The 11,868-nt window shown below is 67.1% G+C and carries 10 protein-coding genes and 1 rRNA gene; 8 read left to right on the forward strand and 3 right to left on the reverse strand.

Annotated features, from left to right (window positions below; all coding sequences use genetic code 11):
• The first annotated feature begins 60 nt into the window (after positions 1 to 60).
• From AC3FKH_RS32065 to AC3FKH_RS32095, 7 genes are all read left to right on the forward strand, one after another.
• Positions 61 to 1,074 carry an LLM class flavin-dependent oxidoreductase gene (locus tag AC3FKH_RS32065; RefSeq protein ID WP_488679638.1) on the forward strand — a complete coding sequence of 338 codons (1,014 nt, stop codon included), beginning with the start codon at positions 61 to 63 and terminating at the stop codon, positions 1,072 to 1,074.
• Positions 1,075 to 1,314: 240 nt separating this feature from the next.
• The gene (locus tag AC3FKH_RS32070) at positions 1,315 to 3,285 is read left to right on the forward strand and encodes a sigma-54-dependent Fis family transcriptional regulator (protein WP_488679639.1); all 1,971 of its coding nucleotides are present in this window, start codon (positions 1,315 to 1,317) and stop codon (positions 3,283 to 3,285) included.
• Between the two features lie 266 nt (positions 3,286 to 3,551).
• A complete protein-coding gene (locus AC3FKH_RS32075; RefSeq protein ID WP_488679640.1) occupies positions 3,552 to 4,628 on the forward strand; it encodes an ATP-NAD kinase family protein in 1,077 nt (358 codons plus the stop codon).
• 31 nt (positions 4,629 to 4,659) lie between these two features.
• Entirely contained in the window at positions 4,660 to 5,658 is a 999-nt protein-coding gene (locus AC3FKH_RS32080) for a thiamine pyrophosphate-dependent dehydrogenase E1 component subunit alpha (protein ID WP_488679641.1), read from the forward strand.
• Between the two features lie 43 nt (positions 5,659 to 5,701).
• A complete protein-coding gene (locus AC3FKH_RS32085; protein ID WP_211950366.1) occupies positions 5,702 to 6,718 on the forward strand; it encodes an alpha-ketoacid dehydrogenase subunit beta in 1,017 nt (338 codons plus the stop codon).
• Positions 6,718 to 7,839 carry an acetoin dehydrogenase dihydrolipoyllysine-residue acetyltransferase subunit gene (locus tag AC3FKH_RS32090; protein ID WP_488679642.1) on the forward strand — a complete coding sequence of 374 codons (1,122 nt, stop codon included), beginning with the start codon at positions 6,718 to 6,720 and terminating at the stop codon, positions 7,837 to 7,839. Before AC3FKH_RS32085 ends, AC3FKH_RS32090 begins: the two co-directional genes overlap by 1 nt.
• A 95-nt stretch (positions 7,840 to 7,934) precedes the next feature.
• The gene (locus AC3FKH_RS32095; RefSeq protein WP_488679643.1) at positions 7,935 to 8,681 is read left to right on the forward strand and encodes a lipoyl protein ligase domain-containing protein; all 747 of its coding nucleotides are present in this window, start codon (positions 7,935 to 7,937) and stop codon (positions 8,679 to 8,681) included.
• A 3-nt stretch (positions 8,682 to 8,684) separates the two neighbouring features.
• On the opposite strand, the gene AC3FKH_RS32100 is transcribed toward AC3FKH_RS32095, so the two are convergent.
• The 3 genes from AC3FKH_RS32100 to AC3FKH_RS32110 form a co-directional block, all read right to left on the reverse strand.
• Complete coding sequence (locus tag AC3FKH_RS32100) at positions 8,685 to 9,455, reverse strand: DUF3047 domain-containing protein (protein ID WP_488679644.1); 771 nt, start codon at positions 9,453 to 9,455, stop codon at positions 8,685 to 8,687.
• Positions 9,456 to 9,763: 308 nt separating this feature from the next.
• On the reverse strand, positions 9,764 to 10,585 hold the full coding sequence (locus AC3FKH_RS32105; RefSeq protein ID WP_488679645.1) for a hypothetical protein: 822 nt from the start codon (positions 10,583 to 10,585) through the stop codon (positions 9,764 to 9,766).
• Positions 10,586 to 10,795: 210 nt separating this feature from the next.
• On the reverse strand, positions 10,796 to 11,188 hold the full coding sequence (locus tag AC3FKH_RS32110; RefSeq protein WP_488679646.1) for an OsmC family protein: 393 nt from the start codon (positions 11,186 to 11,188) through the stop codon (positions 10,796 to 10,798).
• Positions 11,189 to 11,754: 566 nt separating this feature from the next.
• Here AC3FKH_RS32110 and AC3FKH_RS32115 point away from each other — a divergent pair.
• A 16S ribosomal RNA gene (locus AC3FKH_RS32115) occupies positions 11,755 to 11,868 on the forward strand; the annotation flags it as partial.

Genomic DNA, 11,868 nt, shown 5'->3' on the forward strand with positions numbered 1-11,868 from the left:
GCTTTCGATTCCCCCGCGCGTCGGCCGGCACAGTGCCGCCGACGCGCCAAGGCAGCTTTCATGAAGACCTCCATCCCGTATTCCGTTCTCGACCTGGCCCCCATTGCGCAGGGCAGCGATGCCGGCCAGGCCATGCGCAATGCGCTCGACCTGGCGCAGCACGCCGAGCGCCTCGGCTACCGCCGCTTCTGGCTGGCCGAACACCACAACATGCCCGGCATCGCCAGCGCTGCCACCGCCGTGCTGATCGGCTACGTGGCCAACGGCACGCGCACGATCCGCGTGGGCTCGGGCGGCGTCATGCTGCCCAATCATTCGCCGCTGGTGGTGGCGGAGCAGTTCGGCACGCTGGCCTCGCTGTACCCGGGCCGCATCGACCTTGGCCTGGGCCGCGCGCCCGGCACCGACCAGGCCACGGCGCGCGCGCTGCGCCGGCAGCTGTCGCAGGACACGGCCGACTCGTTCCCGCAGGATGTGGAAGAACTGCAGGCCTATTTCGATGACGTGCGCCCCGGCCAGCGCCTGCGCGCGGTGCCCGGCGCGGGCCTGAAGGTGCCGTTGTGGCTGCTTGGCTCCAGCCTGTTCAGCGCGCAGCTGTCGGCGGCGATGGGCGTGCCGTTCGCGTTTGCCTCGCATTTCGCACCGGGCTTCATGCGCCAGGCCGTGGACCTGTACCGGCGGACGTTCCGTCCATCGGCGCAGCTGGAGCGGCCCTACGTGATGCTCGGGCTCAATGTGTTCGCGGCGCAGACCGACGCCGAGGCCCGGCGCCTGTTCAGCTCGCTGCAGCAGCAGTTCCTGGCGCTCGTGCGCGGCACGCCGGGGCAGTTGCGCGCGCCCGTGGACGATATCGAGGCGCTGTGGAACGAGAGCGAGGCGGACCATATCCGCCGTTCGCTCGCGTGCTCGGTGGTGGGGAGTCCGGAAACCGTGCGCGCCGGCATGCAGCGCTTTGTCGATGACCTGCGCCCGGATGAACTGATGCTGACCGGCCAGATCTTCGACCATGCCGCGCGCCTGCGCTCGTTCGAGATTGCCGCCGACACGGCGCGTGCGCTGACGCCGGCGGCCTGAAGCGGGAATCGCCTTCGAAGGCCTGGCCGCGCGAGCGGCCCGGGCAATGTCCTGTCCCCACCGTACTGGAATGCCGCCTGACGCACATGGCTGCGGCGGCGATGACATCGGTTTGCACCGTCCCGACCGCGTCGGATACAGTAAGCAGCCAGTACAGAGTCGCGCCATGACGCGACCGGTTCGCCAGTCCGCCAATGTGCCCTCCGCGGCGCACGCCGCGGAGACGACAAGGAGACAGCGATGGACCTGCGGCAACGCGAGCACATCGAGACGGTAGTCCACGCCACCACCTGCCTGCCGCCGCCCGCGCTGCCCGCGGACCGGCCCACGCACGATGCCGTGATCGAGAATTCGTGGCGGCGCTGCGTGCACCAGTACGGGCTGGACCCGTCGCGCATGCAGGAAGCCCGCATCGTGCCGCAGACGCGCCTGCGCGAACACCAGCAACGCATCGACGATTTCGCGCGCATCGCGCGCCATGGGCTGGAGAGCCTGTACGCACAGGTCGCGGGCCTCGGCTACGTGGTGCTGCTGACCGATGCGCAGGGCGTGACCGTCGACTACATCGGCGATGCGCGCACCGATACCGACCTGCGCCATGCCGGCCTGTACCTGGGCGCGGAATGGAGCGAGTGCGGCGCGGGCACGTGCGCCGTCGGCACGGCACTGTTCACGGGCGAAGCCCTGACCGTGCACCAGGCCGATCATTTCGACGCCACCCACATTCCGCTGACCTGCACCGCCGCGCCGCTGTTCGATACGCACGGCAACCTGCACGCTATCCTGGACATCTCCGCGCTGACGTCCCCGAATGCCAAGGACAGCCAGGGACTGGCGCTGCAGCTGGTGCGCATCTACGCGGCCCATATCGAGAACGCGAATTTCCTGCGCGCGCATCACCGCGACTGGATCCTCAAGCTGAACGTCGCGCCCGAGTTCGTCGACGTCAACCCGGAGTACCTGCTCGCACTCGATGACAGCGGCCGCATTGTCGGACACAACCACCGGGCGCGGCGCATGCTGGAAGGCGAACTGGCCACCGGCACAGTGCTGGGCCAGTCCTTCGAGACGCTGTTCAACGCGCGGCTCGAAGACCTGGGCCGCTATGTCTATTCGCGCCCGAGCGAGCAGCGCCTGGTGGCGCTGAACCGCAGCGGCGGCTTGCTGTACCTGAGCGTGATGCCGCCTGCCTTGCGCTGGCAGGCCAGCGGCGCGCAGGAGCGGCCCGCGCCGCTTCCGGAGCCGCTGGCGGCATTGTGCGGCGGCGATCCCGCGTTGCAGCAGCAACTGCAGCGTGCGGCGCGGCTCGTGAATTCTCCAATCAACCTGTTGATCAACGGCGAGACCGGCAGCGGCAAGGAGTACCTTGCCAAGGCGCTGCACCTGGCCAGCGCGCGCCGCGGGCAGCCCTTCGTGGCGGTGAACTGCGCCGCCATTCCGGAAACGCTGATCGAGAGCGAGCTGTTTGGCCACCTGCCCAACAGCTTCTCAGGCGCCGGGCCGCGCGGCAAGCGCGGGCTGATCCAGGAAGCGGATGGCGGCACGCTGTTCCTCGACGAGATCGGCGACATGCCGCGCGAGTTGCAGTCGCGGCTGCTGCGCGTGCTGGCCGAGAGCGAGGTGCTGCCGATCGGCGCCGCGCGTCCGGTGCCGGTCCGCCTGCGCGTGATATCGGCGACCCATCACCGGCTGGAAGACCTGGTCGCGCAGGGACGCTTCCGCGAGGACCTGTTCTACCGGCTCAACGGTGCGCGCTTCGCGCTGCCGCCATTGCGCGATCGCACCGACTTCGAATGGCTCGTGCAGAAGATGCTCGATGAAGGCGGCCAGCGCGGCATCACGCTGTCGCCGCAGGCGCGCGATCTGCTTTGCCACCACCGCTGGCCTGGCAACCTGCGCGAGCTGCGCAACGTGCTGGAGTACGCGCGCGCGGTCTGCGCCGGCGGGTATATCAATGCCCATGACCTGCCCGATGGCCTGGGCGCCCCGATGCCAGTGTCCGCCGTGCCGGTGCTGCCTGCGCAGCCGGACGACGCGCCGGAACTGCCGCCCGAGGCCATGCTGCTGATGCAGTACCTGCGTGCGTCAGGCTGGAACCTGAGCGCTGTCGCGCGGCAGATCGGCGTGAGCCGCATGACGCTGTACCGACGCATGGAGCGCTACGGCATCCAGTCTCCCAACCGCCGCGACGGCGGCCCGCCCCAGCCATAACGGCCATCACGGCCATCACGGCCATCACGGCCATCACGGCCAGAACGCTGCCAACGATACAGCTGTCCAGCGCTGTACAGCTGCGCTGTGACACCTGTCACGCCATCAACGCCGCCGGCACTGCCTGAGCGGCGGCCTGCCCAGCCTTTTCTGCGGGTTATCCCGAAATCTTCCCGGTCCCCTGGGTCGCTACAGCGCGCCGCGCGTGCTGGCATAGCCATTGCAATATGCCTGTCAGTACAACGACAACAGACAGGAGACAGGCCATGGGGCAAGCACGGTCCGACGGCGCACCGCTGGTAGGCATCATCGCCAACCCGGTTTCGGCGCGCGATATCCGCCGCGTGATTGCCAATGCCAACAGCCTGCAGCTGGCCGATCGCGTCAACATCGTGCTGCGGCTGCTGGCCGCGCTGTCGGCCTGCGGCATCGACCGCGTGATGATGATGCCGGATCGCGAAGGCCTGCGCGTCATGCTGGCCCGCCATCTGACCCGCCACCAGGGGCCGGACGCCGGGCTGCCGGCGGTCGAGTACATCGACATGCCGGTCACGGCGCGCGTCGACGATACGCTGAATGCGGCGCGCCACATGGCCGATGCCGGCGTGGCCGTCATCATCGTGCTCGGCGGCGACGGCACGCACCGTGCGGTGGTGCGCGAATGCGGCGGCGTGCCGATCGCCGGCCTGTCTACCGGCACCAACAACGCCTTTCCGGAAATGCGCGAGCCGACCATCACGGGGTTGGCGGCAGGGCTGTACGCAACAGGGCAGGTGCCGGCCTCGCGCGCGCTGGCATCGAACAAGCGGCTCGATATCGTGATCCGCGATGCCGACGGCGGCTTCCGGCGCGATATCGCGCTCGTCGACGCGGTCATTGCCCATGAACACTTCATCGGCGCGCGGGCGCTGTGGAAAGCCGACACGCTGGCTGCCGTGTACGTAGCGTTCGCCGATCCGCAGGCCATTGGCCTGTCCGCCATCGCCGGGCTGCTGGAGCCGCTGGGCCGGCGCGAGCCGGGCGGCCTGGCGATCGAGCTGGCCGCGCCGGGGCAGGGCGAATTCGTGCTGCGCGCGCCGATTGCCCCGGGCCTGCTGTGCCCTGTTGACGTGGCCGGCTGGCAGTACCTCGAACATGCCCGGCCGCATCGCGTGCGCCAGCGGTCCGGCATCGTCGCGCTCGACGGCGAGCGCGAACTGTCCTTCGGGCCCTGCGACGAAGTCAGCATCACCCTGCACGAACACGCGTTCCGCAGCATCGACGTGGCCGCGTGCATGCGCTATGCCGCGCGCGAGCGGCTGATGCGCAGCGCATCTGTCACGCAACCAGCCAGCATGTATTGAGCAAGCCGTACCCCAACCCAAGGAGACAACCATGAGCGCCAGTGCCATGCAAGCCGGCCCCAGCGGGCTCGACAAGGAGACCCTGCTAACGGTGTATCGCAAGATGCGCACCATCCGCGATTTCGAGGAACGCCTGCACGTGGACTTCGGCCGCGGCGACATTCCGGGCTTCGTGCATCTTTACGCGGGCGAGGAAGCCGCGGGTGTCGGCATCCTCCATCACCTCCATGATGGCGACCGCATCGCCAGCACGCACCGCGGCCACGGCCACTGCATTGCCAAGGGCGTCGACCCGGTGGCGATGATGAAGGAGATCTACGGCAAGAAGGGCGGCTCGTGCAACGGCAAGGGCGGCTCCATGCATATCGCCGATCTGTCCAAGGGCATGATGGGCGCCAACGGCATCCTGGGCGCGGGCGCGCCGCTGATCTGCGGCGCCGCGCTGGCCGCCAAGTTCCGCGGCAAGGGCGAGGTCGGCATTACCTTCTGCGGCGACGGCGCCTCGAACCAGGGCACCTTCCTCGAAAGCCTGAACCTGGCCGCCGTGTGGAACCTGCCGGTGATCTTCGTGATCGAGAACAACGGCTATGCCGAGTCGACCTCGCGCGACTACGGCACCGCGGTGGACAGCTACGTGGATCGCGCGGCCGGCTTCGGCATTCCCGGCGTGACGGTGGACGGCACGGACTTCTTCGCCGTGCATGAGGCCGCCGGCGAAGTCATCCGCCGTGCGCGCGAAGGCGGCGGCCCCGCGTTGCTCGAATGCAAGATGGTTCGCTTCTACGGCCACTTTGAAGGCGATGCGCAGACCTATCGCGCGGCCGGCGAACTTGACGATATCCGCGCCAACCGCGATTGCCTGAAGCTGTTCACGCGCACGGTGACGCAGGGCGGCGTGATCTCGCGCGAGGAGTTCGAGGCGATCGATCGCGAAGTCGCCGCGCTGATCGAGCACGCGGTGCAGGAAGCCAAGGCCGCGCCCTTGCCGGGGCCCGAAGACCTGCTGACCGATGTCTATGTGAGCTACTGAATCGCCAACCCGGCACAGCTATCCAATTATCAGGAGACAGAACATGGCTCGCAAACTGAGCATCAAGCTGGCGATCAACGAGGCGATCGACCAGGAAATGACGCGTGACCCCAGTGTGATCATGCTGGGCGAAGACATTGTCGGCGGCGCCGGCGCGGACGGTGAAAAGGACGCCTGGGGCGGCGTGCTGGGCGTGACCAAGGGCCTGTATGCCAAGCATGGCGACCGGCTGCTCGATACGCCGCTGTCCGAATCAGCATACGTGGGCGCGGCCATTGGCGCGGCGGCCTGCGGCATGCGGCCCATCGCGGAGCTGATGTTCATCGACTTCATGGGCGTGTGCTTCGACCAGATCTTCAATCAGGCCGCGAAGTTCCGCTACATGTTCGGCGGCAAGGCCGAGACGCCGGTGGTGATCCGCGCGATGGTGGGTGCGGGCTTCCGCGCGGCCGCGCAGCACAGCCAGATGCTGACGCCGCTGTTCACGCATATCCCGGGCCTCAAGGTCGTGTGCCCGTCCACGCCGTATGACACCAAGGGCTTGCTGATCCAGGCGATCCGCGACAACGACCCGGTGATCTTCTGCGAGCACAAGAACCTGTACGGGCTGGAGGGCGACGTGCCCGAGGGCGCCTACACGATTCCGTTCGGCGAGGCCAATATCGCGCGCGACGGCAAGGACGTGACTATCGTCGCGTACGGGCTGATGGTGCATCGCGCGCTGGACGCGGCGGCGACGCTGGCAAAGGAAGGCGTGGAAGCGGAAGTGATCGACCTGCGCACGCTGTCGCCGCTGGACATGGACACGGTGCTCGAATCGGTCGAGAACACCGGCCGCCTCGTTGTCGTGGACGAGGCGAGCCCGCGCTGCAATATCGCAACCGATATTTCGGCGCAGGTGGCGCAGCAGGCGTTCGGCGCGCTCAAGGCCGGCATCGAGATGGTCTGCCCGCCGCACACGCCGGTGCCGTTCTCGCCGACGCTGGAAGACCTGTATATCCCCAGCGCCGCGCACGTGGTGGCAGCGGTGCGCAAGACCATGAAGGGAGGCAAGCACTGATGGCCACAGCAATGACTCCGATCGTGATGCCCAAGTGGGGCCTGTCGATGAAGGAAGGCACCATCAATGCCTGGCTCGTCGACGAAGGCGCCGAGATCTCGGTGGGCATGCCGATCCTCGATGTGGAAACCGACAAGATCGCCAACGCCGTCGAGGCGCCCGACGCCGGCACCCTGCGCCGCAAGGTGGCCGGTGTGGGCGAGGTGCTGCCGGTCAAGGCCTTGCTTGGCGTACTGGCGTCAGCGGAGGTGAGCGATGCGGAAATCGATGCCTACATTGCGGCTTATGAAACGCCGGCGGACGACGGCGACGAGGAGAAGGCCGGACCCGCGTACCAGTATGCCGACGTCGACGGCATCCGCGTCCGCTACGCCCGCAAGGGCAACGCGGAGCAGGCGGTGCTCTTCATTCATGGATTTGGCGGTGACCTGGACAACTGGCTGTTCAACCTCGACGCCCTCGCCGACGCGTACACCGTGGTGGCGCTTGATCTGCCCGGTCACGGACAGACGTCGCCGCGGCTCGCGGGCACGACGCTGGCGGAGATGGCCGGCTTTGTAGCGCGCTTCCTCGACGCGGTGGGCATCGACGCGGCGCACGTGGTGGGCCATTCGATGGGCGGCGGCATTGCCGCGCAGCTCGCAGTCGATGCGCCTCGGCGCGTGCGCTCGGTGGCGCTGGTGTCGCCGGCGGGCCTGGGCGACGAGATCAACAACGGCTATACCGAGGGCTTTGTCAGCGCGCAGTCGCGGCGCGAACTCAAGCCCGTGGTCGAACTGCTGTTCGCCAACCCGGAGCTGGTCAGTCGGCAGATGCTGGACGACCTGCTGCGCTACAAACGGCTCGACGGCGTGCAGGAATCGCTGTCCGCGCTCGGCGCGAGCCTGTTCGCCGAGGGCCGCCAGCGGGAACTGCCTGGTCAGCAGCTGGCGGATACGGGTACGCGCACGCTGGTGGTGTGGGGCGCGCAGGATCGCATCATCCCCAGCGCGCACGCGCAGAACGCGCAGAACGCGCCGGCTGGCGCCACGGTGAAGGTGTTCGACGATGCCGGGCACATGAGCCAGATGGAAAAGGCCAGCGACTTCAACGCGCTGCTGCGCAAGCACCTGGCCGGCTGAGGTGGTTGGCGCGGGCGGACAGCAGCACCGTCCGCGCCGCGCCTTGTCTCGCGCGGCCTGCTATCGTGTGGCAGGCCACTGCCAGGACGAATTCCATGCCATTTGCCTTCATCGAAGCCGATCCCGCCGAAGACGATCCGCTGCAGGCCGAACTGGCGCTTCTCGAACTTGCTACGCAAGGGGATCCGGTTGCCCAGTTGTGGGAAGCGCCGGTCTCGCTGGTGGTGCCGCGCAGTTACCTGCGATACGAGCCGTTCGAAGCGGCGCGCGCCAGCTTCGCGCGGCGCGGCTGCCCGGTCTGGTTGCGCATGTCGGGCGGCGGGCTGGTGCCGCAGGGACCGGGCATCCTGAACCTGAGCCTCGCGTACCGCGTGGACGGACCGCCCGGCGCGCTGAGCGAGGCGGTGTACCTGCACCTGTGCGAGGTCGTCGGGCAGGCGCTGCGCGGGCTTGACGTCGAGACCCACTGGCAGGCGGTGGACGGTTCCTTCTGCGACGGGCGCTTCAACCTTGCGTGGGGGCCGCCGGGTCAGGCGCGCAAGATCGCCGGAACGGCCCAGTACTGGCGCCGCGCGCCCGCGGCCGTGCAGGCGCCGGATGGCCAGCGCCACCTGGTGCTGGCGCATGCGGTGCTGCTCGTCAGCGCGGATCCGGTCGCGATCACGCGGCGTGCCAATGATTTCGAGGCCGAGGCCGGCACCGGCCGGCACTACGATGCCGACAAGGTGGTCAGTGTGCAGCAGGCCATCGGCAGCGCAGCCCTCGGCGGAACGAGGCTGATGGCGCAGGTCGTCGAGGCGCTCAGGGCCAGCGCGGCGGCCACGCCGCCGCCGCATGCCTAGTGCCTAACGCGCAGGGAGGAAGCGCAGGTCGCCGTACCAGGCGCGCGTCGTGGCGCCGGTGTTGTCGGTATCCGTCAGCAGTCCATAGCCGGAGATCTTGCCGGGCGGTTCGTGGAACGCCTGTTCGTAGTCCTGCGCGATATTGCGGCGCAGGTTCTGCCACTGGCCTGCGTCGCCAGGACGGCCGGAGACCACGATCATCTGCACACGGCCCGTGTGCGGATTGGGGATGATGCTGCCGGGCGCCGCCGAGGTCGACCAGATATACATCAGCGTCGCGTAGGGCAGGTCTTCGCCGCCGAAGCGCTTGGCCAGCTCGATACTGGCGCGGTCGCCGAACGCGAGCTTCTCCTTGTCGCCCTCGAAGAAGAACACCAGCCGTGCGGGAGCATCTTCCTTGCTGCCCTCATTGTTATTGGCGCCTTCAATGGGGGCTTGCGCTTTCCAGCGCCAGGCGACGACCGGCGTGCGGCCCAGGTCGATATTGCCCTCGTGCATCAGCGCCGAGGCCGCAGCGCTGGCGTCGGCCTGCAGGACAGTGGTGGCGCCATCCTTCACCAGGCTGTAGCGAGTCTCGGCCTTACCGTGGACGACCGGCAGGTTCTTCCAGTCGGCCGGCAACGGCGCGCCGGGACGCAGGGCGGAGAACGAGATGCCGGGCTGGTCGTCCTGTGCTCGCAGCGCCGGGGTTGCGAGCAAGGTGGCAATACACAGCAGGGCGCGCAGCAGCGATCCCGTCTGCCTGTGTGCGCGCCAGTTGGACGGGGTAGGCATGGCGGAATCGCTCCGGTTGCTGGGCATTGCTGAATTGTAGTGAGATGGCGCGTTTTCCGTTGCCGTGCAGCTCTGCCGGGATCGCGTGCGAGTGGGAGCGAGGCGCGGCGGCCGCTGGCATCGCGCTGACAGGACTGGCCGCCGGGAACTGGCGCAGCGCTGCGCACCGCTTCAAAAAAATCGCGGCCCGCACAGGGGCCGCTAATCGGGAATGCGAGGAGGTCAGTTTCCTCAAGAGGCTTTATCGGCGCAATGGCGCGCATCGAGACCCCTCTTTGGTAGGGGCAGAGTCCTGGCTCGCGTCCCGATCATGCGATCAGGTAATTTGGGCCCGTGGGGGGAACTGTGGCGGCGCGCCGCTTCTGGACATTCGCCATCAGTTCCGCGTGGGCGGCGTCGAGCCAGTCGACGCGGTGGCGGACAGGGTCGTTCGGCGAGAGATCGCGCGCGGGAATCTCGCGCAGGAAGTAGCGCACCATGTTTCCGGCGCGCGCGGGCACGGGCATCATCCCCAGCAGCTGGTGCCTGGCCAGCAGGCGCCGGCTCGCCGCATGGCGCAGCCCGGCCCACGCGGTACGGCCCAGCGCAATGTACAAGGCGTCGGGGCGCATCTGCCGGATCGCGCCGAGGAAGTGGGTGTCGAATGCGGCGCTCAACATCGGTGTTGCGAGCAGGTCTTCCAGCGTGCCGCCGAAGGCAAGCCCGCGGCGCGTGGTGGCGAACGGCAGCAAGGCCAGCGGCTGGAACTGCTCGAAGCCTTCGTTCCACAGTGCCGCAGCGTGTGGCAGCCCGACCAGTTCCGGCGCGCGGAAATGATCGAGCATGCGGATCAGGTTAGGCCGGACCAGTTGGCCGCCCAGTTCGACGCGGCGCTTGTTCTCGCGCTGAATCACGCGGGCAGGCGTGCGGGCCTGCACCAACTCCTCCGTCACCGCCGCCGCGAGCCGCACATGGGCGTGCCCGGGCGTCGTACTGACCAGCACCAGGCGGGCGCCAGAGTTGTGATGCTCGTGCGGCACGTACGTCATCGTGTACGTGCCGTCCTGGCCGACCAGAATGGGCTTGGCGATCACGCCAGCGGCGCCCGCGCGCCGGATCAGGGCGCAATATTCTTCGATGTAATTCGTCAAGATATCCCCGCTCCACAGCGATAAAGGTGCTGCCTTTTTCTTTTTTAATCATGGTAAGACGCGCGGCTGGCTGCCTACAAAACAGAGAGCGGCGTTCTCGGCGCTCGGCACCATCAGCTTGGTGGGGCAGCGAACAAACGCGGCACATCCTGTCGGATGGCTCGCCTGCCGCTACCGTACCGCGTGGTGTGGGTCAGGACGATGACGCGATCAGCTCGAGAGCGTGGTGTCGATGACAATCTCGGCCGACAATGACTTGTGCACCGGGCACTTGTTGGCCACGCGCAGCAAGTCTTCGAGGATCTTGGCGTCGAGGTCGCCGGTGACATGGACCTCGCGCTTCATCGCATAGCGGCCGTTGCTCTCCTCGTGGGTCACGGAGGCATGGATGGAGGCCACGGCATAGCCCTTGCGCTTGGCATAGAGCTGGAGCGTAAGCACGGTGCACGCAGCGAGGGCCGAATCCAGCAGGTCATGCGGATTCGGATACTGCGGGTTGCCACCGGCGGAGTGGTCCAGGTCGGCTTGCCAGTTCGCCTCGCCATTGCTCAGGTTGCAGAGCGTATTGCCCTGGCTCGGCTGCCACGTCGCTTGGATAGTCATCGAACTTCCTTGTCCTTATTAGGGGCCGGAGTTCGGCCCGGGAGTAACGATTCTATACAGTCATCGGCGGCAGGGCCGTAATAGTGTCTAAAGCGTTACTTTTCGGTCTTCTGGAATTATTTCGCCGAATGGCTTGCCAAAGCTGGCGCGCCCCCGTAATATTCGCCCCCTCGCAACACAACGCGGCGCTGCAAGGCAGACGTAGCAAGGGTTGCGGGGTTGATCGGGTGGTTCGGCGGTGCGCAGATGGCACGACGAACCGAAGCAAAAAAGATTGCTGACCTGGTTGACGAAACGAAGAAAGTGCTACATAATCTCGTTTCTCTGCTGCAGACAACGCAGCACGCTGAACGGCAAAGCCGGCAGCGAAGTTCTTTAACAACCAAACAACCGATAAGTGTGGGCGCTGGGTAGCGGACGCACGAGGTCTTCGGACTTCGGAGCTTCACAAGTTATACAGTGCTCGCACAGCAAAACGTGACTGGATTTTCGGATCTGGTCAGTCAGTTTTCTGAGAGTGAGCGACCGCTCGAAAGAGCGAGGGTCTTCGGACCCACACAGAGATTGAACTGAAGAGTTTGATCCTGGCTCAGATTGAACGCTGGCGGCATGCCTTACACATGCAAGTCGAACGGCAGCACGGGCTTCGGCCTGGTGGCGAGTGGCGAACGGGTGAGTAA

The sequence above is a fragment of the Cupriavidus sp. 21MJTG02-4 genome, assembly GCF_057798975.1.

Coding starts and splice junctions, on each gene's coding strand:
- AC3FKH_RS32075 (WP_488679640.1), top strand. CDS start 3,552: ATGGGGCAAGCACGGTCCGACGGCGCACCGCTGGTAGGCATCATCGCC.
- AC3FKH_RS32065 (WP_488679638.1), top strand. CDS start 61: ATGAAGACCTCCATCCCGTATTCCGTTCTCGACCTGGCCCCCATTGCG.
- AC3FKH_RS32095 (WP_488679643.1), top strand. CDS start 7,935: ATGCCATTTGCCTTCATCGAAGCCGATCCCGCCGAAGACGATCCGCTG.
- AC3FKH_RS32100 (WP_488679644.1), bottom strand. CDS start 9,455: ATGCCTACCCCGTCCAACTGGCGCGCACACAGGCAGACGGGATCGCTG.
- AC3FKH_RS32080 (WP_488679641.1), top strand. CDS start 4,660: ATGAGCGCCAGTGCCATGCAAGCCGGCCCCAGCGGGCTCGACAAGGAG.
- AC3FKH_RS32110 (WP_488679646.1), bottom strand. CDS start 11,188: ATGACTATCCAAGCGACGTGGCAGCCGAGCCAGGGCAATACGCTCTGC.
- AC3FKH_RS32090 (WP_488679642.1), top strand. CDS start 6,718: ATGGCCACAGCAATGACTCCGATCGTGATGCCCAAGTGGGGCCTGTCG.
- AC3FKH_RS32085 (WP_211950366.1), top strand. CDS start 5,702: ATGGCTCGCAAACTGAGCATCAAGCTGGCGATCAACGAGGCGATCGAC.
- AC3FKH_RS32070 (WP_488679639.1), top strand. CDS start 1,315: ATGGACCTGCGGCAACGCGAGCACATCGAGACGGTAGTCCACGCCACC.